The following is a 23,897-nucleotide window of genomic DNA, read 5'->3' as shown; positions in this document are numbered from 1 at the left end:
GCCAGTTTGCCATGGAAAAGCGATTAATTGTCTTGCTCGGGGATCAACTTTCCCCGTCATTGCTACATTTTGCAGATCGTAAAACAGATCACGTTATGATGGCTGAGGTGGCCAGTGAGGCCACCTATGTTGCCCACCATAAAAAAAAGATTGTGTATCACTTTGCAGCCATGCGGCACTTTGCGGAAGAGTTGAGGGCGGATGGCTGGACGGTTTTATATACGAAAATTGATGCAGCAGGCAATAAGGGCGATTTAAGCAAAGAGATTAAAAACCATGTTGCGGAATGCTGCCCGGATGCGGTGGTCGGTATTGAGCCTGGCGAGTGGCGTGTTGCGCAATTATATGCAGATCTTTCAAAGACGCTGGAAATCCCATTCGAGATACGTCCGGATGAGCGCTTTTTCTGCAGCCGCTCCGAATTTGAAGAATGGGCAGAGGGCAGGCGGCAGCTCAGGATGGAAAACTTCTATCGGATAATGCGAAGGAAAACTGGCTATTTAATGGAGGGTGAACAGCCTCTGGGTGGTCAGTGGAATTTTGATCATGACAACCGGAAAAAAGCCCCCAAGGGGCTGACGTTTCCCGGCCCGCTAACATTTGCTCCCGATGCTGAAACTGAAGCTGTGATATCATATGTCAATGCGCATTTTTCAGATCATTTTGGCGACCTTGAACCGTTTGAATTTGCCGTCACGCGCGCTCAGGCACGGCAGGCTCTTGAGCATTTTGTTCAGTATTCCCTTGCCGACTTTGGAACATATCAGGATGCGATGCTACGCGGTGAAAATTATCTATATCACAGCTTGATTTCGCTTTACCTCAATACCGGACTGTTAGAGCCAGATGAAGTATGCCGCCAAGTCGTTCAAGCCTATTATGACGGCACAGCGCCTTTGAATTCTGTAGAAGGCTATTTGCGCCAAGTGTTGGGCTGGCGCGAATATATGCGCGGCATTTACTGGCTGCGTATGCCGGAATTTAAATCCGAAAACTTTTTAGATGCTCATTATAATCTGCCATCCTTTTTCTGGACGGGTGAAACCAAAATGGAATGTGTGCGGCAAGCCGTGACCCAGACCCGAGAAACCGCCTATGCACATCATATTCAGCGTCTGATGGTGACTGGAAATTTTGCCCTGATCGCGGGCATCGATCCGGTTCAGGTGCATGAATGGTACTTGGCCGTCTATGCAGATGCCATTGAATGGGTTGAGTTGCCAAACACAATGGGCATGAGCCAGTTTGCAGATGGCGGTGTGGTCGCGTCAAAACCCTATGCATCAAGTGGCAATTACATCAATAAAATGTCAGACTATTGTGGGTCCTGTCATTATAGTGTCAAAGAGAAAACTGGCCCGGGGTCCTGTCCGTTTAATACATTTTACTGGGATTTTTTGGATCGAAATTCAGATAAGCTGCGTGGCAACCCTCGTTTGGGGAATATCTATCGGATCTGGGATAAGTTTGATCCGGAAAAGCAAGCGACCTACCGCGCTTATGCAGATGTTTTACGTGAAGAGCTGCTATAAATGTTGGTTGTGCTTAACCCCGCCGTCGCCGTCTGCGGCCCCCCTTGCTGCTATCTGCCCCCGTGTTGAACGAGACTGCTGGAAGGCTAACAATTTTAGCAAGTTCCTCAAAAGCGTCGGTTTTATGCGGGATCGCGTTGGCGGCCACAAAGTGCTCTTGAAATTTGGGCTCGATAGCGGTTTCAACCTTGACGATCTCGCGCACAATGCGCTCGATATCAGCGCGGGCTTTTTTATTGCAAAGCGCGATCCTTGCGCCGGTGCCAGCGGCATTGCCGGCTGAAAAGACCTTATCCAAAGGCACATCGGGGATCATTCCTAACACCATGGCGTGTTTGCTGGAAATATGCGCCCCGAAAGCACCGGCTAGCACCACCCGGTCAACTTTATCGACACCCATTTCATCCATCAAAAGCCGCGCGCCGGCATAGAGAGCCGATTTGGCAAGTTGGATGGCGCGGATGTCGCCCTGTGTTACCGAAATTACGGGTCCACCGGTGGCGCTTGCATCGTGAATAACATAGCTATGGGTGCGGCCATCCGGGATCATCCGCGGCGTGCCTGTCGCGTCGGCTGAGCCCAGCAAACCGCTGTCGTCCATCAATCCCGCCATGCGCAATTCGGCCACCGCTTCGATAATGCCAGAACCGCAAATGCCGGTAATGCCCGAAGCTGATGTAGCACTGTCAAAACCGGGTTCATCAGACCACAAATCGCAGCCGATAACGCGGAACCGTGGATTTTTGCTCACCGGATCAATTCCAATTTTTTCAATAGCGCCGGGGGCTGCGCGTTGGCCTGAGCTGATTTGCGCGCCCTCAAATGCCGGCCCTGTCGGGGATGAACAGGCCAAGACCCGCGTTTGATCGCCAAGTAAAATCTCTGCATTGGTTCCCACATCAACCACCAACACTAAATCTTCCGATTGCCCGGGCTCTTCAGAAAGCGCAACAGCGGCCGCATCTGCGCCAACATGTCCGGCAATACAAGGCAGGATAAAGACCCGCGCGGACCCATTTATCGACGTAATGTCTAGCTCTTGCGCAGCCAAGTTTAAAGCCTCGGACGTGGCCAAGGCAAAGGGCGCCTGCCCAAGTTCAACCGGATCAATACCAAGCAGAAGGTGATGCATTACCGGATTGCAGACAAAGACAATCTCAACGATTAGATCCTTATTGATCCCGGCCTCGTTTGCAATCTCTGCAATCAGGGTGTTCATGGCCGCTCGCACCGCAGTGGTCATTTCAATATCACCGCCGGGGTTCATCATCGCATAGCTCACACGGCTCATTAGATCTTCACCAAAGCGGATTTGCGGGTTCATAAGTCCGGAACTGGCAATCACTGCGCCACTGCGCAAATCGGTCAAATGGGCTGCAATTGTGGTGGAGCCAAGGTCTATTGCCAGCCCGAAAATTCCGTCTTCGTGCAGCCCTGGCCAGACCTCAAGAATACGGCCCTTTCCGGCTTTATGATCTTGGAATACAGCGGCTGTGATCTGCCACTTTCCTTTGCGTAGCGCTGGCTGCAATTTTCTCATCACCCGCAGATCAGCCGAAACATCCTCTAGGCCCCATTGGGATTTCAGCGCTTCATTTAAGCGCTCAAGATCACCGCTCGGCTCATGCATGTCCGGTTCGGCCACTTCGACAAAATAGAGCTTTGTCGCCGGATCCATTGCAATAACACGGTCACTGGCGGCTTTGCGCACAACTTGTTTGTGCACTTGGCTTTCCGCTGGAACATCAATAACGATGTCCCCTTCGATTTTTGCCTGACACCCCAAGCGTCGACCTTTGGTCAGCCCGCGTTTATCATCATAGCGCTGCTCAACGGCATTCCAGTCAGACAGCGCGCCGTCCACTGCTGTAACCCCATGTTTTGGAAATTCCCCATAGGAAGGGGTTATTTGGCATTTGCTGCAGATGCCGCGCCCGCCGCAAACGCTGTCCAGGTCAACGCCAAGCTGGCGCGCGGCTGTTAGAACGGGCGTGCCTTTTGGAAAATGCCCCCGTTTTCCCGATGGGGTGAACACCACAAGAGGATCTTGGCTCATATTTCGCGCCTTTTGAATAAAGCCCAACTTAGAGGGCAAAGCATAGGGACTATCGGCTGTAAGGAAAGACCGCAAGCGTCATAAAAATGACCAATGGCGGCATTCTTTATTTCTGCTTGGGTCTGTTGTGAAAAATAAATCCGAGCATATTGAGCAAAAGTTGTGCAGCAAGGATACTGGTTGATCCGCTTTGGTCATAGTCAGGTGCAACTTCGACAAGGTCTATCCCGATAATTTCATGGCGTTGGCTGACATGCTGCAGAATTTCTAACACCTCATAATACAGAAATCCTCCATGGCTTGGGGTACCAGTTCCCGGCGCGATTGACGGGCAAAAGGCATCAATATCAACGGTGAGGTATATTTTGGCCGCTTTTGGCAGCCGCTCAGCGACGCCCACTGGACCCAATTGACGCGCTTGGCGCACAGATAGAATATCCGAGCCCATCTTTCGTGCGTCTTCATAGCCTTCTTTTGCGGTCGAGCTAACATTGCGGATGCCAACCTGGGTAAGCCCCGATACATAGGGTTTTTCTGCCGCTCGGCGCATTGGGTTGCCATGCCCAAAGCGCACCCCGTGCCGTTCGTCAACAAAATCAAGATGGGCGTCTATTTGCAGAATATGGAACGCCTCATGGCCATCAAACGCATTTATGCATGGGATATTCACCGAATGATCTCCGCCAATAACGACGGGCAACGCACCCGCCGTCAAAGCAGCGCGCACGCCGGTTTCAATATTGGCGTGGCTTTTAAGGGTGTCGGTATGGACTATATCCGCATCGCCCATATCAACAATGCGCACCTCGCCGGGCAAATAGGTTGCGTCATCTTCATGATCATAGGCTCCGGCATGGCCGAAACTAAAAAGGGTCGAGGCCTCGCGAACGCCGCGGGGTCCAAACCGAGCGCCGGCGCGCCATTGGGTGCCGCCGTCAAACGGCGCACCAAGAACGGCCACATCTGCATCTAGAGCAGACCAGTCCGCCACATAGGGGCGTTTGCCAAAGGTGGATATGCCTACGAATGGCAAATCCAGACGCCCTTTTGAGTAGCCGTGTTCGCTCATATTGTGTTCCCTCGCCTTGAAAGCGCTTGCGTCACCATGGGGTTTGCGCCTTTTAAGTGCAAGCGCCGACTTGGCGCAAATTATAAAACCTCATTTAGGGCTCTATTGCCTCTTTTCTTTTTGCCATAATCGTGAAATAGGAAACTGCCAAGTGTTCCCTGCCATAAGGATAGATCGATGCAGATTCGCGAGGCTCTTACTTTTGATGATGTGTTGTTAGTGCCAGCCGCTTCGGATGTTTTGCCCGGTACAGCTGATACGCGTACTAAAGTAACCCAGAGCATTTCGTTAAACATACCATTGCTAAGCTCGGCAATGGATACCGTCACCGAGGCCCAAATGGCCATTACCATGGCCCAAGCCGGAGGTATGGGGGTTATTCACCGTAACCTTGATATAGAGGCGCAGTCCCGCGAAGTGCGCCGTGTAAAGCGATTTGAAAGTGGCATAGTTTATAATCCGATTACCTTGAAGCCTGATCAAACACTGGCAGATGCAAAAGTATTGCAGGAACGTTATAATGTGACCGGCTTTCCAGTTGTGGATAGTGATGGGCGCGTTGTGGGCATCGTAACCAATCGTGATATGCGCTTTGCAAGCGAAGATAATACTCCTGTGAAAGCCATGATGAGCGCTGATAATTTGGCAATTCTGCATGAGCCGGCAGATCGCCAAGAGGCAATTAGCCTTATGAAAGAGCGGCGTATTGAAAAGCTATTGATTACGGATCAATCCGGTAAATTGACAGGTTTGCTTACCCTGAAAGATACAGAGCAGGCGGTGCTGAACCCAACCGCATGTAAAGATGATTTGGGACGTTTGCGGGTTGCAGCTGCCACCACAGTCGGAGACGCCGGATTTGCCCGAAGCGAAGCCTTGATTGATTCTGGCGTTGATATGGTGGTGGTCGATACGGCGCATGGCCACTCTGATGGTGTCGCAGAGGCTGTAGAGCGGATCAAAAAGTTATCGAATACGGTTCAAGTTGTCGCTGGCAATGTTGCCACAGCGGAAGCCACGCGGGCGCTGATTGGCGCGGGCGCAGATGCGATTAAAGTGGGCATCGGGCCAGGGTCGATTTGTACAACACGGATGGTGGCAGGGGTTGGCGTGCCGCAGCTGACTGCGATTATGGACTGTGCAGGGGCGGCCGGCAATAAGCCGGTCATCGCAGATGGTGGAATTAAGTTTTCGGGTGATTTTGCAAAGGCAATCGCCGCCGGTGCATCCTGCGCCATGGTCGGCTCAATGATTGCCGGGACCGATGAAAGCCCCGGCGAAGTGATCCTCTATCAGGGCCGCTCTTTTAAATCATATCGCGGCATGGGCTCGCTTGGGGCAATGGCGCGGGGCTCTGCGGACCGGTATTTTCAAAAAGATGTGGCGGGTGACAAATTGGTGCCCGAGGGCATCGAAGGGCAGGTGCCTTATAAAGGCTCGGCCAGCACGGTCGTTCACCAAATGGTTGGCGGGCTGCGGGCTGCAATGGGCTATACCGGCTGCAGCACAATCGATGCGATGCGCACAAACTGTTCATTTGTAAAAATCACTGGCGCGGGTTTGAAAGAAAGCCATGTACACGACGTTCAGATCACCCGCGAAAGCCCCAACTATCGGGTTATGTAGGCCATGATGCCTGCCGCCCGAGTTCAGGCTGCCATTGAGGTAATCGATGACTTTTTAACCGGGCGGTCGGGCGAGGTGGCTTTGACCGCATGGGCACGGCGTAGCCGATACGCCGGCTCTAGTGACCGCGCAGCAGTGCGCGATCATGTCTATGATGCGCTGCGCCATTTACGATCTTACGCAGCTCGCGGCGGCGGCATGAGCGGCCGTCCTATTATGATTGCTGCACTGCACCAGCACGGTATTGATCCCCAAAGCATATTTACTGGTGATCGGTTTGCGCCCGAAACTTTGTCTGCCAAAGAGCAAGAGAAAAGTGATTTCAAATCAGAGGCCGAAAAGTTTGATATACCAGATTGGCTCTGGCCGATTTGGTGTCAGGATTTAGCAGATCACGCAGAGCAGGTGGCCGATAATTTACGCCAACGAGCTCCGGTTTTTCTTCGGGTCAATATCGCCCGAACAACGCGGGAAGTGGCCTGTCAAAAGCTTTGCGATGAAGGTATAAATACCGAAGCCCATCCCTTTGTTCCGACGGCGCTTAAAGTCATAGATGGTGCGCGAAAAGTCGCTCTTTCAGATAGTTACAAGCAGGGGCTGGTAGAATTGCAGGATGCCTCTAGCCAAGCCAGTGTCTGTGCCCTGACATCAGACATTAAGGGACCGGTTCTTGATTATTGCGCGGGCGGCGGTGGTAAGGCTTTGGCGCTCGCCGCCTGGCTGGGTAAGAAAGTTCATGCCCATGACGCGCAGGCGCAGCGCATGAAGGACCTTCCTGTTCGCGCAAAACGCGCCCAAGCAGATATTGTGCTCAAGACTGTGGATCAGATTCAGAACGCAAAATACGGTCTGGTTTTTTGCGATGTGCCCTGCTCTGGCAGTGGGGCGTGGCGCCGGGATCCCAGTGGCAAGTGGAATCTAAACACAGACCAGTTGGACGATCTTTTGACCACGCAGTTCGATATCCTTTCAAAGGCGGCTGATCTCGTGGCCCCCGATGGCATGTTGTTCTATGCAACCTGCTCGGTTCTTGAACGTGAAAATGGGCAACAAATTAGCCGATTTTTGAATAAGAACGGCCAGTGGTCTCTTGCTCACTCAAGGCAATTTCTACCTGATGCTGACGGTGATGGATTTTATTTCGCCATCCTGCAAAACCAATAATTTGCAAAAAACAACTATAGGTTGTATATAGGCGTTAACATCAGCTTAACCATTGGCTGGCGTTATGGGCGCATCGATTCAAATAAGGACATTACATGCAGCAGAATAATAAAAACTTGCTCGTCCTAAATGATCGGTTGCCTCTCAATCTCTTCACTGCCTCAATAGCTTTTTGTAAATGGTCGTGGTTGAAGTGGTCGCCCGTGGGTTGCAGATTATGAAGGAAAAGCGGTTCTTCGATCATGTGCCAAGTTTAACAGTCAATGCATCGCATGAAATTTGGCGCATGAACTCAGCAGCTAAAAAATTAATTGGCGCTAAGCTAAATTCTTTGTTGGGACTGTTTTCTGATCCGGATATCCAGTGGGGTGGGATCAATTATATAAAGACCAAATTCGGTATTGAGCGATATTTTGTAATGCGCCAACCAATAAGCCACGGGCGGTTTCAAATTTTATTGCTGACGCCAGAGAGCGATGGGGTGCCCTCAACCGGGGTGCGGGCTGATATTGAAGCATTGCCGGTACCGATGATCAAACTGGCTGCCAGCGGGCGGATAGTTTGCGCAAATCAAATAGCCTGTGACCTCTTAAGGATTGAGCCTGATGAAAGCCCACTTTTGTCGGAATTGATGGAAGGTCTGGGTCGATCGATCGCAGATTGGCTTGATGATGCACTGTTGGGGCGGGGGTTGAAGCATCCCGAATTTTTGCGCCTGACGCGGCATGCTTCGGATATTTATGTGCAGGTTGCTCTTAATCGTAGTTCAGAGCCGGGTGATCCATCTTTGATTGCGGTTCTAAGTGATGCCACTGAACTCAAAACCCTCGAGGCGCAATTTGTCCAAAGCCAGAAAATGCAGGCCATCGGACAACTGGCGGGCGGCGTTGCGCATGATTTTAATAACCTTCTGACCGCCATTTCGGGCCATTGTGATTTGTTATTATTGCGTCATTGCCCAGATGATCAAAATTACTCTGATCTGATGCAGATCAATCAAAACGCCAATCGCGCTGCGGCCTTGGTCGCACAGCTTTTGGCTTTTTCACGCAAACAAACCCTGCGTTTAGAACATTTGGATATTCGGGACATGCTGTCGGATTTTACCCATTTGCTAAACCGCTTGGTAGGCGAAAAGGTTGAGCTTTGCCTCAATTATGACCCAGCCCTGCATAGAGTTCGGGCCGATAAACGGCAATTGGAACAGGTATTGATGAATTTGGTGGTGAATGCACGCGATTCGATGCCGCAGGGTGGAAAGATTGTTATTTCCACTGCAGCATCAAATATTACCGCGCCTTTTTTGCGCGACCGTGTGGTGGTGGAACCTGGACAGTATGTATCCGTAACGGTGTCGGATGAGGGCTGCGGGATTTCTTCTGATAAGCTCCAGAAAATATTTGAGCCTTTCTATACAACCAAACGAACCGGTGAAGGAACGGGCCTAGGGTTGTCGACTGTTTACGGAATTGTGAAGCAAAGTGGGGGGTATATTTTTGTTGACAGTGAAGTGGCAAAGGGTACGCAATTCACCTTATTACTGCCGGCCAGTGTTGCCGAGTTGCGCCCCACACCAACCACTATTCCTCGCCCACTCAAGCCGAACCGCAAAGTTTGCGACAATGTCATTTTGTTGGTCGAAGACGAAGCAACTGTACGGACCTTTGCAGCGCGAGCGTTACAGCTTAGAGGGTTTAAAGTGATTGAGGCCTGCTCAGGTGAAGAGGCGTTAAAGACGCTCAGCGATCAAAGTCTAAAAATTGATGTCTTTGTCACCGATGTGGTTATGCCCGGTCTTGATGGACCCAGTTGGGTAAAAGAAGCCTTGGCGGATCGGCCAAATGTTGGCGTGGTATTTGTGTCAGGCTACGCCGAGGATAATTTTCAAACCCATCAGGCGCGAATTCCAAATTCTGTTTTTTTGCCAAAACCATTTTCGCTTGAACAACTCACCACAACGGTGAGTAACCAAATGCATTAAAGCCTATGGGGGCCGGCATTTTGCCAAATATCAAATTGACGCTGGCATTTTCTGAGCAGTTTTTCTTCGGTTTCGGGGTGAAGGATAAGGTTTTTTTTCGGTGATACATTTCGTTTCTGAAGATTAAATTTGATCTCTAATCGCTGTTCTAAAAACTGCTTTAGCCCTGACTGGTCCTCATATTGAAACAAATATGTGATTGGCGCTGATTCTTTTGAAGAGTGTAAAAATTTTGCCTGGTCGCCAACTTTGGCAAAATCTGGTGGGGTTTGGCCCATATACTCCTGCACAAAGCTATCAAAGCTGATATTTTGTGTGGAATTTGATTTGTTTTTAATCGCATCGCGTTGGCGGTACCGATACCAACTTCCGAGCCAATCAATTGGATGGCGAATGACTGCCAGTGTCTCGAAAGGGGCGCTTTGATTTTTTTCAATCAAGGGTCGAATACGGTTATTAAACCGCCTTAGGCCCATATGTTTAAGCCCAGGTGGGGATTTAATAATCATTGACGCATAGGGCGTCAAAGCGGCGATGAAAGCAGTGGAAGCCGTTTTGGGCATAGATAGAAAAACAAGGTTTTTTTCAGTAAATACTAACATAATGAGATGCCAAAAATTAAAATTGAGAGCTTTACATTACTCCTTAACATTTTCAGTTGAAAGTCATTTTATTAAAATTTTCTTGAAATGTTCTTGGTTTGACCCCATAATGAGAACAAGAGCGGAACAATGCAGCGATTGCCCTATGGGTGTGGCTGTGAAATAAGAAAGGCAAAACAAAATGGCAGATATTCTTTCAATGACAAATAAGAGCGGTACGGAAAAACAAAAAGCGCTGGATAGCGCACTGGCACAGATTGAGCGGCAGTTTGGCAAAGGCTCGATCATGAAGCTGGGCGGGGAAAACCCGATACAGGAAATCGAATCCACGTCTACTGGGTCTTTGGGATTGGATATCGCTTTGGGCATTGGTGGTCTGCCCAAAGGGCGTATTATCGAGGTATACGGGCCAGAAAGTTCCGGTAAAACAACTTTGACTTTGCACTGTGTGGCGGAAGAGCAAAAAAAGGGTGGCGTTTGTGCTTTTGTTGATGCCGAGCATGCGCTTGATCCGCTTTATGCAAGAAAGCTAGGTGTGGACCTTGATGAGCTATTGATCAGTCAACCGGACACAGGCGAGCAAGCTTTGGAAATTACCGACACGCTTGTGCGCTCGGGCGCCGTAAGCATGGTGGTTGTCGATTCGGTTGCGGCGCTCACGCCAAAATCTGAACTGGAAGGCGATATGGGCGATAGCAGTGTTGGCACTCAGGCTCGTCTAATGAGCCAAGCAATGCGCAAACTGACTGGATCGATCAGCCGCAGCAAGTGCATGGTTATTTTCATCAACCAGATCCGGATGAAAATTGGTGTCATGTTTGGCAGCCCTGAAACAACTTCGGGCGGCAATGCATTGAAATTTTATGCCTCGGTCCGTCTTGATATCCGCCGCATTGGTGCGATCAAAGACCGCGACGAAGTGGTTGGCAATGCAACGCGGGTCAAAGTGGTTAAAAATAAAGTTGCGCCACCGTTTAAACAGGTGGAATTTGATATCATGTATGGTGAAGGCATTTCAAAAATGGGGGAACTGCTCGATCTTGGTGTCAAAGCCGGCGTGGTGGAAAAATCCGGTGCCTGGTACAGCTATGGCGATGAGCGTATCGGGCAGGGGCGTGAAAACGCCAAAATATACCTGAAAGACAATTCAGATATTGCCTATGAGATTGAAGATAAAATCCGGGCAGCCCACGGGCTTGATTTTGAAATTCCAAAATCAGAAGCGGGCACAAAGGGCGATGATGTGATCGAAGCCTAAAACGGGCCTATTAATTAAGCTAAATGGAAAGCCGCTGTTATATTTGCAGCGGCTTTTTCTTGGCACAAGGCGGCAATCGACGGTTAACTGTGGACAATTAAGGGCCTAGGTTATACCTCGTCTACACGAAAAATACTTGTTTGAAAGCCAGCCAAATGCCCAGTTTAAACGATATCCGTTCGACCTTTTTGAATTATTTCTCAAAGCAGGGGCATGAGATCGTTGCATCGAGCCCTCTGGTGCCGCGTAACGATCCCACCTTGATGTTCGTAAACTCGGGGATGGTTCAGTTCAAAAACCTCTTCACCGGAGTGGAAACACGCGATTACAAGCGGGCGACATCGGCGCAAAAATGTGTGCGCGCGGGCGGAAAGCACAATGATCTGGATAATGTGGGATACACCGCGCGCCACCACACGTTTTTTGAGATGCTCGGAAACTTTAGCTTTGGTGATTATTTCAAATCTGATGCAATTCCTTTTGCTTGGGAATTGATCACCAAAGAGTTTGGCATCGACAAGGACCGGTTATGCGTCACCATTTACCATGATGATGACGAAGCCGCCGAAATTTGGAAAAAAGCGGCTGGTCTTTCCGATGACCGGATCATCCGAATTGCGACAGACGATAATTTCTGGCGCATGGGGCCAACTGGCCCTTGTGGGCCTTGTACCGAAATTTTTTATGATCACGGCGATCATATCTGGGGTGGACCTCCGGGATCCCCAGAAGAGGATGGCGATCGGTTCATCGAAATTTGGAACCTTGTCTTTATGCAAAACGAAGAATTTGCAGATGGGTCTAAAGTACCGCTTGAAATGCAGTCAATTGACACCGGTATGGGACTTGAGCGCATCGCAGCACTCCTACAAGGCAGCCATGATAATTATGACACCGATCTGATGAAGGACCTTATCGAGGCGTCGGCCGAGGCAACCTCGGTTGATCCTTACGGGGATATGAATGTCTCGCACCGCGTGATTGCAGATCATCTACGCTCGACGTCGTTTTTAATCGCAGATGGCGTCATGCCTTCAAATGAAGGTCGGGGCTATGTTTTGCGCCGCATCATGCGCCGTGCGATGCGCCATGCGCATATACTAGGCGCCAAAGATCCGGTGATGCACCGCCTTGTGCCCGCTTTGGTCAAGCAAATGGGGCAGGCCTATCCAGAACTGCAGCAAGGGCAGGCGCTTATTGAAGAAACTCTGTTGCTCGAAGAAACCCGCTTTAAAACCACGCTCGATCGCGGTTTAAGGCTTTTGGAAGACGAAATAGTTGATTTGGATCAAGACGGAACTTTGCCGGGTGGGACGGCATTTAAACTCTATGATACCTATGGCTTCCCGCTTGATCTAACCCAAGATGCCCTGCGCGAAAAAGGTCTGCAGGTCGACACGGATGGGTTCAATGAGGCTATGTCCGAACAAAAAGCAAAGGCGCGCGCGGCGTGGTCCGGATCGGGTCAGGCAGCGGATGCCACCATTTGGTTCGATATAGCAGATCGCCACGGTGTGACCGACTTTCTTGGGTATAAGACCGAAAAAGCTGAGGGCCAAGTTGTGGCTTTGATTAAGGACGGCTTAGAAGTTGACAGCGTGGCAGCAGGAGAGTCGGTGCAAATTGTGCTTAATCAAACACCGTTCTATGCCGAAAGCGGTGGGCAAGTTGGTGATAGCGGGCTTTTAAAAGCGGATGGCGTGGTGGTCCAGATCACCGATACTAAGAAGGTTGCCGATGTGTTCATTCATATTGGAGAAGTTTTAGAGGGCGACTTAAAAGTAGGTCTTGGCGCTGAGCTTGCGGTCGATCATGCACGGCGCAGCGCAATCCGAGCCAATCATTCGGCCACGCATTTGCTACACGAAGCACTTCGCCGCCGCCTTGGTGATCATGTGGCGCAGCGCGGATCGCTCAATGCCGATGATCGTTTGCGGTTTGACTTTAGCCATGCCAAAGCTCTTAGCGCAGAAGACTTGCGCGTTGTTGAATCTGAGGTGAACGCTTTTATCCGTCAAAATACATCGGTGGAAACACGGATTATGACCCCTGAAGATGCACGCGGTCTAGGTGCGCAAGCGCTTTTTGGTGAAAAATACGGAGATGAAGTGCGGGTTGTCTCTATGGGGCATCTTGAAGGCTCTGGTAAAGGCAACGATGGGGCAACCTATTCACTTGAGCTGTGTGGCGGTACCCATGTCAAACAGACGGGCGACATTGGTATGTTTGTCACCACCGGCGAAAGCGCAAGCAGCGGAGGTGTGCGCCGGATCGAAGCGCTCACAGGGCAGGCCGCACATGGCCATCTGATGGCCCAAACTGCGGCACTTAGCGAGGCTGCAGCAGAGTTAAAATCACCACTTTCCGATGTTCCTGAACGAGTCAAAGCTCTGCTTGACGAGCGTAAATCCCTAAGCAATGAAGTTGCTCAGTTGCGCCGCGAACTGGCGCTTTCGGGCGGTGCGTCAAACGGTGGCGGCGCAGAGGCGAAAGATATTGGCGGCATAAGTTTTGTGGCCCAAATACTGTCGGGTGTCTCGGGCAAAGAGTTACCGGCTTTGATTGATGAACACAAAACCCGCCTTAAATCTGGCGCTGTGCTCCTTATTGCAGATGCTGATGGCAAAGTGGCAGTCTGTGCAGGTGTGACCGAAGATTTAACAGCAAGCCTTTCGGCGGTGGATCTGGTTCGGGCAGCGGTGCCGCTTTTAGGCGGCGCAGGCGGCGGTGGACGGCCCGATTTGGCGCGGGGCGGTGGAAATGATATAAACGGCGCCGAGGCCGCAATAGCAGCGGCGCAGCAAATATTAGAAGGAGCACGCTAATGCCAGCACTTTGGATTGCCCATGTGACAGTAACAGATGAAGCAAGCTATACGAAATACGCCAAACTTGCCGGTCCGGCGATTGCGGCCCATGGCGGCCATTTTATTGCCCGTGGCGGACGTTATGTGCAGCTTGAAGGCACTGACCGTGCCCGCAATGTTGTCGCGCGTTTTCCAAGCCTTGAGGCGGCCGAGGCCTGCTATCACTCAAAAGAATATCAAGCCGCTCTTGACCATGCACGCGGCGCTGCGGAGCGTGAATTGATGGTGGTTGAAACCACTGAATAATTATCGCTGCGCCGTGTTCTGGCGGCGCACTCAACTCTAATTGCTCTTCAGGTGCGATCCCTAAAAGTCTAACTGGCCCTGGCCATCCGCTTGCGCTCGTGCGTGTCTAGATAGCGCTTTCGAAGGCGTATAGACCCCGGCGTAACCTCGACCAATTCATCATCGTTGATATAGGCGATGGCCTCTTCCAAAGATAGGGTGATCGGAGTGGTCAACCGCACAGCCTCATCCGTTCCGGAGGCCCGCACATTGGTTAGCTTTTTCCCTTTGAGCGGATTAACCTCAAGATCATTTTCGCGGCTGTGCTCGCCAATAATCATGCCTTGATATATTTTTTCTTGCGCGCTGATAAACATCTTGCCGCGATCTTCAAGGTTCCAAAGCGCATAGGCAACCGATACTCCATCTTCCATGGAAATAAGCACCCCGGCACGGCGACCAGAAATTTCACCCTTGTAGGGCGCCCAGTCATGAAATACCCGGTTTAGCACGCCAGTACCCCGGGTGTCGGTCAAAAACTCGCCATGATAGCCGATAAGACCGCGCGATGGCACATGTGCGATGATCCGGGTTTTGCCAGACCCTGCCTGTTTCATTTCGGCAAGCTCGCCCTTCCGGCTGCCGGTCAGTTTTTCGATAACAGTGCCGGAATAGTCGTCGTCAACATCCACGGTAACTTCTTCAATTGGCTCTAGCCGTTCACCGTTTTCGCCTTCGCGCATCAGTACCTGAGGCCGGGAAATGGAAAGCTCAAAACCCTCACGCCGCATATTTTCGACCAAAACCCCCATTTGCAACTCGCCGCGTCCAGCCACATCAAAGGCTTCACCGCCGGGGGTGTCACTTACCTTGATCGCGACGTTGCTTTCGGCCTCTTTGAGCAAACGCTCACGGATGACCCGGCTTTGCACTTTTTTCCCATCACGCCCCGCAAGCGGGCTGTCATTGATGCCAAAGGTCACTGAAATTGTTGGTGGGTCAATGGGTTGTGCCGGAAGCGGTGTATCAACGGCCAACGCGCAGAGCGTGTCTGAAACTGTTGCCTTCGATAGACCTGCAAGCGTGACGATATCGCCGGCGACGGCTTCTTCAATATCGCTCTGCGACAGTCCGCGAAACGCTTGGATTTTGGTGACCCGGAACTGTTCGATTTTCTGTCCTATACGGCTTAGCGCCTGCAGGGTTGCGCCAACTTTCAGCCGTCCGCTTTCAACCCGCCCGGTCAAAATACGCCCCACAAAAGGATCTGTGCTTAGAGTGGTGGCCAACATTCGAAAATCTTCGTCCTGACGCGCAACCTGCCGCGGCGCTGGCACATGATTAAGCACTAAATCAAACAGCGCGGCCAAATCCTTGCGCGGACCGTCAAGCGAATGATCTGCCCAGCCCGAGCGCCCCGAGGCATAAAGATGTGGAAAATCAAGTTGATCTTCATTGGCATCCAGCGCAGCAAACAAATCAAAACACTCATCAAGCGCCCGGTCCGGTTCGGCGTCTGGCTTATCAACCTTATTCAACACCACGATAGGTCTCAATCCAAGCGCCAACGCCTTTGCCGTTACAAACTTGGTTTGCGGCATAGGACCTTCGGCTGCATCCACAAGCAAAACAACACCATCAACCATACTTAAAATGCGCTCTACCTCGCCGCCAAAATCGGCATGGCCCGGCGTGTCAACGATATTAATCCGTGTGCCTTTCCATTCTACCGAAGTGGCTTTGGCCAAAATTGTTATGCCGCGCTCACGTTCAATATCATTACTGTCCATTGCCCGCTCGGCTACAGCTTGATTGGCCCGAAAGGCGCCCGATTGCTTTAGCAATTCATCGACCAATGTGGTTTTGCCATGATCAACATGGGCGATGATCGCAATATTGCGCAGGTCCATCTTTCGCGTCCTTAGTTGGTTTTGTTGGGCGTGCCCTAGCGGCTCTTTTGGCAAAACACCAGAGCAATCATGCGTTAAGTTTTAAAACCTGACATTTGTGCGCCCAGAGTACTAAAATTCAGCTACTATTTTTCTTTTGCCGAAATACTCCCGGGGGTCCGGGGGCTGGCCCCCGTCTGGCGGGCCATAAAGCGTATTTATGCTGAAGTGGGCAAATGAATGTTAAAGGCAGCGCGAATATCGCGATCGATATCGGGGCTGAATTGCGCCGCCGAGGGTTGGCTCAGGATGTCAGTTTTACGGGCTTTTGCTTTTTCAACCAAATCAGGTTTGCCCAGCTCATCCCACTCTTTGGGTGAAGAGCGGTCTCCGAGAGCTGGATAGATATATTCCGTTTGCATGAGCGCAAGTGTTTGATCGGATCCCAAATAATGCCCGGGTCCCTCAAGACAGGTTTGTTTGATCACCTCAAGGCTCACAGTGTCTTCATTCACCTCAATGCCACGCACGCAGCGCAAAGCCTGACCAATAAGGTCATCGCCCAAAATCAAAGACTCATGACAAAAACCAAGAAGAGACCCATGCATTCCAGCCGCCTCATAGACCATATTTAGGCCTGACAGTCCTGCCATGACATTTGATGTTGCCTGTTCCCAACCCGCTTGCATATCGGGCAGTTTTGCATCCGCAATCCCCGCCGCGGCTCCGCCTGGCAAATTGTAAAACCGGTGCATTTGTGCGCAACCAGCACTTAGCAGCGCTTGTTCGCCGCTGCCGCCCGACATGGCGCCGGTGCGCAGATCGGACACAAACGGCCAAGTGCCAAATATTGCCGGATGACCGGGCTTTACGGCGTTCACATACACCAAACCAGCGAGACATTCGGCCACTGCCTGCACAATAGCGCCCGCAATAGGCGCAGGCGCCGTGGCCCCGGCTTGTCCGGCGCTAAGCAGTAAGATTGGCATCCCGCCTTGAATGCACTCTTCCATTACCAGACAGCTTTCCGTGGCAAATTTCATTGGCGGGACAACAAAACAGTTTGAATTTGACAAAAAGGGCCGCGCACGCCAGGCTTTTTCCCCTCCTGCTATCATATGCAGCATTTTCAATGCATCGGCGACAAAGGCCGGTTCGGTAAAAGATGTGCCAACGTGTTTGGTGGTTCCTGAGCAGCAGGCATAAATGGTGTTTAAATCCATTTCGCGATTGTCGGTAATATCGCGGCAGACCATAGGGCGCTGCAAAAAATGGATATTATCAAGCTGATCTGTGATCCGCGCTGCATCAAACAGGTCTTGCACCGAGCTTTCACGATAATTGCGTCCCTCTACATCCACCATATGCACTGCAGCGCCCGCAGTTCCATAGTGGACTTTGGTTCCTGAGAGCTCTAAGTCATGGCCACCATCGCGGCTAAAAAGTTTAATTGAACGATTGGCCGAGGCAATGGTATCTTCGATAAGAGCGCGTGGAAACCGGATGCGACCGTCATCACCGAGGAGGGCACCGGCCCGGGTAAGATAATCAATGCCACTTTGGGGGGCATCAGCCAGCCCAATTTGTTCGAGCGCATCCAAAACAGCATGGTGGATGCGCTGTTCATTCTCAATAGTCAGCGGGGCATAGGTGCCCCCGGGCATGCCGGGGCGGACGGGTCGTAGATGTTCGGCCAAAGGTGCAGAGCGCGCGGAGCGGCGGGCAGAGCGCCCACCGGCGCGGCGAGATAAACTAGCAGTCATATGTAAATCCAAAAATCAGTAACAAAGAAAGGCGCGCGGGATATCACGGAGCGGCAGGGCCTCCCCTTGCAGCCCGACCTCGATCTGCCCCAATGGTGATCACTACCAACTGAATTTTTGAGGCTTCCGCTTGCATCTTATCTCACTCATTGCATGGTAATTTTTAGCAACCATCTGCAGGTTCAATCTGTTCAATTTGCGACAGTTGGTCGCAAATGAACTATGCTGAATATTTAGAGCAAATTTGTGCGTGCAAACACTAGCCTTGGTTACTCACAATTAGGATTACCAAATTTGGCCTGACAGGCCCGCTTTGCACAAGCTGTTATATGGCTGTTGCGCCGCTTTGCATTAAGATCAACGCTTTCAATAACCGGATAGGGTATCCTAACTCGTTTATAGTTGGGCACGGCCACCGAGTTTCCGTTTTGGTCTAATTCATGGGTGAATTCACCAGTCGGCTGAAGTTCATAACGGTAGTGCGTCGTAATGCGCTGTTGGGAAATTTCAGGTATTTTTTCTATCCAGAGCGCAGTGCAATAGCTTTTTTCGGCTTCATAACCAATTGTTCCGCAGGCGTTCAGTGCCAGAACAAGAGGTGTTAAAAGTAAAAACTTTTTCATGGAATAGCCTTTCGGTGGAAATATACCCTCAAAAGTAGTATTTGATGTTAACGCATAATCTTTTATTTTTAAATGCACAGAATTGTGATGTGGAACATCACTCAGCCAAAACCACCAGAATGCGAGCTTGAGCACTCAATGATGTAATGCTCTCTGGCCTAATTCTGTGAAAATGAATTTAATACTTTAGAGTTTGGTGTAATTTAAAAGCCCTTGGTAAATTGAAGTGTTTATTTAATTTCTGAATGGAGCAATATTTTAAAATATATCCCCTCAAACTCGCAATTTATTATTTTTTTAAGAAATATAATCTTCTTTAGTTGAATGATTGTGTTTTAATCAGAATGTTGTAGTGTTCAGCTGGCAAGCCAATAGTCCAATATGTATTTGAGCCAGCATGTCATAAAACAGCCCGAATGTCTTTTGGCGCTTGGGATCAATCTTTAACCGGGGTTCAAAGGAAATTATCCCTAAAACTTGTGCTTTTAAGTAAGGCTAGTGAGGATTTAGTGTTAGATAGTGCCGGATAAATTACAATGGTTTCAGAAGTTAAACACGTTTTGACGAAATAGAAGTTACGTTATAACGTCAATATTTGTGAATGTATGTATGAAGGCATAGGCCACACGGTCTTAGAAGATTTAATATCTATCTAGATCTTATCGTTTAGTCCAACGCCCTAAAGTGCAAAAGTCCAACAGACAAAGGCTATTATAAGATTTTGTTAGGTGAGGTAATGGTACTTCAAGACTTTACTAAAAGTGGTGATGAACAAAAGCCTGATGTTATTCGGCTATTGATTGCAGATGATCATGAGTTGGTGCTTGATATTGCACGCATGTATCTAGATCAGCAAAGTGATATGGATGTTACAACAGCTATATCAGCAACAGAGGCCTTTGATAAATTTCAAACGGAAGGTCCATTTGATGTTGTCTTACTGGATTATCAAATGCCCGGTATGGATGGTCTAAATGGCTTGGCCAAAATATTAGATTTATGCAGTGGTTCGGTCCCAGTTGGGATTATTACAGGCATGGCCACCCGAAACTTAATGGATGAGGTTCTGGCCGTTGGTGGGGCTGGGATAATTTCCAAAGCGCAGCCGATTAAGTCCTTGGCAAATTCAATACGCTTTATTCATGCTGGCGAAGTTTTTTTGCCGCTTAATCTGCTGCAACAAGAACCGGAAGTAAGAGCGGCTAGTAAAGGACCCTTGAGCGGCCGTGAAATGACTGTATTGCAGCTTCTTGGCGATGGAAATAAAAATAAACAGATTGCTACAGCCTTGGGGCTTTCCGAAGGGACAGTGAAAATGCATGTCATGTCGATTTGCAAGAAACTAAAGGCCACTAATCGTACCCATGCAGTGGTTTTGGCACGTGATACAGGGCTGTTATAAGAGAGTGCCTTGAAAGCTCTGGTGTAAGGCCAAAATTGAATATTGAAAATAGATTTGCTCTGTAAACTATTATACGTCCGGCAAGGGCTATTTTAATCCCTTTAGATTAATCAAAATCTTTATCAATTAACCCAACACCTCGCAAATATACCCCAATTCCAGCTTCAAGCAGATCTTCTGGCGCAAAGGGGCTGGCAGCCCCCGGGGAATTACGGGCAAACAATTCAACCACTCCATGTGACAGAGCCCAGATATGAGCACTAAACATGGAAGCCGGCGGCCTCTTATCAATCGGGATATGTTGGCAAAGATCATTTGCGGCGACTTCAAGAACACTGCGCGCGCGCGCAGAAGAGGCCGCAAGTTCCGGAGTGCGGTTAACAGAAATGCCACTTTCAAACATTGCGATATAGTGACCAGGATACTTTCGCGCAAATGCTAGATACGCCCGCCCGGTCGCTTCAAACGCACTCAGCGCCGAAGGTTGCCCGCTATCATAGGCAAATTGCATCAAATCGGCGAAAATTTCATATCCTTGCAGTGCCACTTCTGCAATGAGATCTTCGCGCCCTTCAAAATGACGATAGACCGCCGCAGGGGTTACTCCTGCCAGTTTCGCAGCCTCGGACAGGGTAAAGCCTGTCGGGCCTTTGACTTCGATTAAAGTCAGGACCGCTTCAATCAATGCCTGCCGAAGATTTCCGTGATGATAGCCGCGCTTAGGCATTTAGGCGCCGTAGGTTTTCATGGCAATTTAGCCAGATATATCCATGTAACATTAAACACTTAGTTTCTGCCGATTTGCGCAAAATAATTCTGCGAGGTGGGCCTAAGGGGGGCAGTGGCATTTAAAGCTCCTGATTTATTTTCAATATGGAGGTTTATTGATCTGAGCGCAATCCAGCACGTATGGCTGCATTGTCAATTGCCTCGCAAACGGCTTCTTGAGACCAATGGTGCGGCATATGGCCAATTCCTGTTAACGCTGTCAGATTTGAGTTTGGTAAGTCTTTTGCGAGTAGTTTTGCATGAATTTCGAGTGGCACAATATGATCTGAGGTTCCATGCACAATTTCCGTTGGCACTGATATTTTCGGATAGTGTGGTGTCATTTCACGGATTTGTTTTTTCAAATTGCGTCTTTGGCGGGCGTTTGCCAACATGACTTTTGGCTGCAGATAAAGCTCAAGTCCTATTTTATCCCGATAATCTTCTGGGATCGTTTGGGGGGAAAAGGTTTCTTTTAGGTTTTTCTGGATGGCGCGCTCGGGCGCAAAAGCACAAACAAGACGGCTTGTGTAATTCCCAAAGAATGGTGCGGACATTATTTTATAATATGCGCTGAGCCCGGTGTCCCAGGGATGAGAGGGCGCGGACAGCAGTATCAAGGCGGAAATATCTTTTGGGGCATGTAGCGCCCAGGCCAAGGCCACGGCACCGCCAAAGCTGTGGCCCAGCACCAGAGGTTTTTTCACTCCGAGCTGTAGCGACACATCGCGCAGCATGAGGGCTTGGTCTCGCAGTGTTTCTCCGCGTGCATCAAAGCCCTCAGAATGTCCCAAGCCAGGCCGGTCTAGCAATATAACACGGTAGGCTTTGGCTAAACGCGATGCCAGTGATGTTGTAAAATCACGCAGATTTCCACTTGAGCCATGTATCATCACCAGATCAGCGCCCGCGCCCATAACAGCAACATGGATTTTTGTGCCCGTAACATCAATCAATTGCCCAGTGATGGGGAAATTCTTGACCGCTTGCGCCGATTTATACATTGCAAGGAAATAAGCCCCAATTGCAACAAGGGCGACTAAAACTACAAGGGTGCTAAGTACCAATGTCATTCATGTCATAGGGTGTAGATTGATAAATTTCATTGATCCAGTTGCCGTATAATAAATGCGCATGACTGCGCCAACGGTTTTGGGGTGGCATTTGTGGATTATCATCAGGATAATAGTTATTCGGCACGTTAATGCTTCGACCTTCGGATATATCACGATCATATTCTTGTTTAAGCGTATCGCTGTCGTATTCAAAATGATTGAAAATATATAGCGCTCGGTGGGCTGCATCCTCGATCAAACAGGGACCGACCTCGTCGCTGCCCAGTAAAATTTCAAGTGCGGGTTCAGCCTTTACATCTGGTTCAAGGATTTCAGTCCAGCGGCTGACAGGAATGACACAGTCATCTGAAAACCCGCGCAAATAGGGTGAGTTTGACTTTAGGTTCTTATGACGAAAGCATCCAAAAGCCTTGGCATCCAGCATCTGTTTATCAATTTTATGGAAATGCTTGATCATTGCCATCCCCCCCCAGCATACGCCAAAGGTCGAATGGACATGGCTTTGAGTCCAGTTAAAAACAGTTTTAAGCTCTTCCCAATAGGAAACGTCCTCAAAGGGCAAATGTTCAATTGGAGCCCCAGTGATGATCAAACCGTCGAATTTATCATCACTTGCGAGCACCTCTGAAAATGGCCGGTAAAAGCTTTCCATATGGTCCGCAGCAGTATTTTTTGTCTGATGCTCGCTCATACGGATAAGCGATAGATCAATCTGTAAAGGAGTGGCCCCGATCAAGCGCGCAAATTGATTTTCCGTTTGAATTTTCTTGGGCATCAAATTCAAAAGACCAATGCGAATGGGTCGGATGTCCTGACGCGATGCCTGATCTTCCCCCATCACCATAACGCCTTCGCGCGTCAGCACGTCAAAGGCAGGAAGGTCGGATGGGATTTTAATCGGCATTGGTTTTAATCCTGTAAAATTTATGGAAATTTATTGAGTGCCGGCGCGGCGATCAAGTGCCATACCAATCAAATCATTGAAATCCGTCGGGCTTTGTATTTGGCTTATTTCATCGGCTGTGATTTTAACGCCCCATTTTGCCATCGCAGCATAGCGGGGTTGGCGATGTGCCAGTGCCTGCGCATAGGCCCAACGGATAAAGTCATCCGGGTTTACGGCGGCCTCTTCAACCTTGTTTAGTGCAAGATATTGCGACCATTTTTCGGCCAAGAACTGGGGCTGATAATACATTGGCTTGGGCGCACGATCGAACCTTTTGATCAGCTTGGCTGTATGATTGTCTGAGCCTTCTATGGCAACCATTAAAACCTGATCCGCGAGCGCGCTTAAAACCGGATCATTTGGATTTTCAGGATTTACGACTTCACAGATCGAGCCGCTGGTATCACAGATGAAGTTATCATAGTGATAAATTTCTTCTGCCCGCGATATAAAGCGGGTGGTATCCATTAGGGCCGATATTTCCGCCTGCCGATGCTGTTCTTGGCGGCGCAAATATTCTGCAAATGGCAAGCCCCCTTTGCTTTGATCTCCTGGTTTTCCCAAATAGGTCGAGAGCGGCGTTAAATTGTCAAAGGTGATATTAGACGCGATATAAATCGAGTCTGATAGCAACAGATCACGAAGCTCAGGGTTTTGCATCGCAATCTGCTTGAAATTATCCGCGATATTTTCCCCCATGTACCGCGTGCCGATGCGATAATCGACAGAATAGTGAAACCAGTTTCCCGAGCCGCGCAAAAGCGAGGATACATGGGTTTTACCCAGTCCTGACATGCCAAAAAGCATCACGCGTTTATGCTGCGCTCCGAGCCAATGCGATGAAGAGTCGTAGATCATGCCAGTATCCCAAGGGTTTTTCTAGCTAGGTAGCCAGACTAGCGGCGTGGGTCAAATCTTATCTGATGTAAGAGCGCCTGATTTTATCCAAAAGATCTGAGAAAGTCACAATATTTGCACCAGCCTTCGCCAAGCCTCTGTTGAAGTTGCAGTATCGCTAGCAAAACTATTGATTGAAAAATTTTTGAACAGT

Annotated in this window: 18 protein-coding genes; 8 read left to right on the top strand and 10 right to left on the bottom strand. The window is 49.7% G+C overall.

Translation table 11 applies throughout. The annotated features are described in order from the left end of the window. The first annotated feature begins 11 nt into the window (after positions 1 to 11). On the top strand, positions 12 to 1,532 hold the full coding sequence (locus tag GN278_09765) for a cryptochrome/photolyase family protein (GenBank protein ID XAT60996.1): 1,521 nt from the start codon (positions 12 to 14) through the stop codon (positions 1,530 to 1,532). A 13-nt stretch (positions 1,533 to 1,545) separates the two neighbouring features. On the opposite strand, the gene GN278_09760 is transcribed toward GN278_09765, so the two are convergent. Together GN278_09760 and speB are read right to left on the bottom strand one after the other, a co-directional pair. Next, complete coding sequence (locus GN278_09760; GenBank protein XAT60995.1) at positions 1,546 to 3,588, bottom strand: DUF4445 domain-containing protein; 2,043 nt, start codon at positions 3,586 to 3,588, stop codon at positions 1,546 to 1,548. Between the two features lie 106 nt (positions 3,589 to 3,694). Further along, on the bottom strand, positions 3,695 to 4,657 hold the full coding sequence (gene speB, locus GN278_09755; GenBank protein ID XAT60994.1) for an agmatinase: 963 nt from the start codon (positions 4,655 to 4,657) through the stop codon (positions 3,695 to 3,697). Positions 4,658 to 4,834: 177 nt separating this feature from the next. On the opposite strand from speB, the gene guaB reads away from it, so the two are divergent. The 3 genes from guaB (at position 4,835) to GN278_09740 (ending at position 9,428) form a co-directional block, all read left to right on the top strand. After that, on the top strand, positions 4,835 to 6,283 hold the full coding sequence (gene guaB, locus GN278_09750; protein ID XAT60993.1) for an IMP dehydrogenase: 1,449 nt from the start codon (positions 4,835 to 4,837) through the stop codon (positions 6,281 to 6,283). Positions 6,284 to 6,286: 3 nt separating this feature from the next. After that, complete coding sequence (locus GN278_09745) at positions 6,287 to 7,447, top strand: RsmB/NOP family class I SAM-dependent RNA methyltransferase (GenBank protein ID XAT60992.1); 1,161 nt, start codon at positions 6,287 to 6,289, stop codon at positions 7,445 to 7,447. Positions 7,448 to 7,625: 178 nt separating this feature from the next. Beyond that, on the top strand, positions 7,626 to 9,428 hold the full coding sequence (locus tag GN278_09740; GenBank protein XAT60991.1) for a response regulator: 1,803 nt from the start codon (positions 7,626 to 7,628) through the stop codon (positions 9,426 to 9,428). On the opposite strand, the gene GN278_09735 is transcribed toward GN278_09740, so the two are convergent. After that, positions 9,425 to 10,030, bottom strand: a complete 606-nt coding sequence (locus GN278_09735; protein XAT60990.1) for a gamma-glutamyl kinase — start codon at positions 10,028 to 10,030, stop codon at positions 9,425 to 9,427. The two genes, GN278_09740 and GN278_09735, sit on opposite strands and share 4 nt — an antisense overlap. A gap of 181 nt (positions 10,031 to 10,211) precedes the next feature. On the opposite strand from GN278_09735, the gene recA reads away from it, so the two are divergent. The 3 genes from recA to GN278_09720 all read left to right on the top strand — a co-directional run bounded on the left by recA (position 10,212) and on the right by GN278_09720 (position 14,400). Beyond that, positions 10,212 to 11,288, top strand: coding sequence for a recombinase RecA (gene recA / locus GN278_09730; protein ID XAT60989.1), 1,077 nt, complete (start codon positions 10,212 to 10,214; stop codon positions 11,286 to 11,288). A 155-nt stretch (positions 11,289 to 11,443) separates the two neighbouring features. Next, positions 11,444 to 14,113, top strand: a complete 2,670-nt coding sequence (gene alaS, locus GN278_09725; protein XAT60988.1) for an alanine--tRNA ligase — start codon at positions 11,444 to 11,446, stop codon at positions 14,111 to 14,113. Continuing rightward, positions 14,113 to 14,400 (top strand): DUF1330 domain-containing protein, encoded by a 288-nt coding sequence (locus GN278_09720; protein ID XAT60987.1) that lies wholly within the window; start codon positions 14,113 to 14,115, stop codon positions 14,398 to 14,400. Before alaS ends, GN278_09720 begins: the two co-directional genes overlap by 1 nt. Before the next feature lie 68 nt (positions 14,401 to 14,468). Here the strand turns inward: GN278_09720 and typA are convergent, their stop codons facing one another. From typA to GN278_09705, 3 genes are all read right to left on the bottom strand, one after another. Continuing rightward, positions 14,469 to 16,289, bottom strand: a complete 1,821-nt coding sequence (gene typA, locus GN278_09715) for a translational GTPase TypA (protein XAT60986.1) — start codon at positions 16,287 to 16,289, stop codon at positions 14,469 to 14,471. Between the two features lie 197 nt (positions 16,290 to 16,486). Further along, positions 16,487 to 18,031: a methyltransferase gene (locus GN278_09710; protein ID XAT60985.1), complete on the bottom strand. Its 1,545-nt coding sequence runs from the start codon at positions 18,029 to 18,031 to the stop codon at positions 16,487 to 16,489. Positions 18,032 to 18,300: 269 nt separating this feature from the next. Continuing rightward, positions 18,301 to 18,789 (bottom strand): hypothetical protein, encoded by a 489-nt coding sequence (locus tag GN278_09705; GenBank protein XAT60984.1) that lies wholly within the window; start codon positions 18,787 to 18,789, stop codon positions 18,301 to 18,303. Between the two features lie 601 nt (positions 18,790 to 19,390). Here GN278_09705 and GN278_09700 point away from each other — a divergent pair. After that, complete coding sequence (locus GN278_09700; protein ID XAT60983.1) at positions 19,391 to 20,056, top strand: response regulator; 666 nt, start codon at positions 19,391 to 19,393, stop codon at positions 20,054 to 20,056. 106 nt (positions 20,057 to 20,162) lie between these two features. On the opposite strand, the gene GN278_09695 is transcribed toward GN278_09700, so the two are convergent. The 4 genes from GN278_09695 to GN278_09680 all read right to left on the bottom strand — a co-directional run bounded on the left by GN278_09695 (position 20,163) and on the right by GN278_09680 (position 23,704). After that, entirely contained in the window at positions 20,163 to 20,783 is a 621-nt protein-coding gene (locus tag GN278_09695) for a TetR family transcriptional regulator (GenBank protein ID XAT60982.1), read from the bottom strand. Between the two features lie 154 nt (positions 20,784 to 20,937). Further along, entirely contained in the window at positions 20,938 to 21,897 is a 960-nt protein-coding gene (locus GN278_09690; protein ID XAT60981.1) for an alpha/beta fold hydrolase, read from the bottom strand. Next, positions 21,881 to 22,804, bottom strand: coding sequence for a homoserine O-succinyltransferase (locus GN278_09685; GenBank protein ID XAT60980.1), 924 nt, complete (start codon positions 22,802 to 22,804; stop codon positions 21,881 to 21,883). Before GN278_09685 ends, GN278_09690 begins: the two co-directional genes overlap by 17 nt. A gap of 30 nt (positions 22,805 to 22,834) precedes the next feature. Then, positions 22,835 to 23,704: an ATPase gene (locus GN278_09680; protein ID XAT60979.1), complete on the bottom strand. Its 870-nt coding sequence runs from the start codon at positions 23,702 to 23,704 to the stop codon at positions 22,835 to 22,837. Positions 23,705 to 23,897: the final 193 nt, after the last annotated feature.

The organism is Rhodobacteraceae bacterium Araon29 (assembly GCA_039640505.1).
Classification (GTDB): Bacteria; Pseudomonadota; Alphaproteobacteria; order Rhodobacterales; family Rhodobacteraceae; genus CABZJG01.
Note: the sequence above shows the minus strand (reverse complement) of the source record. Positions and strands in the feature narration are given on the sequence as shown.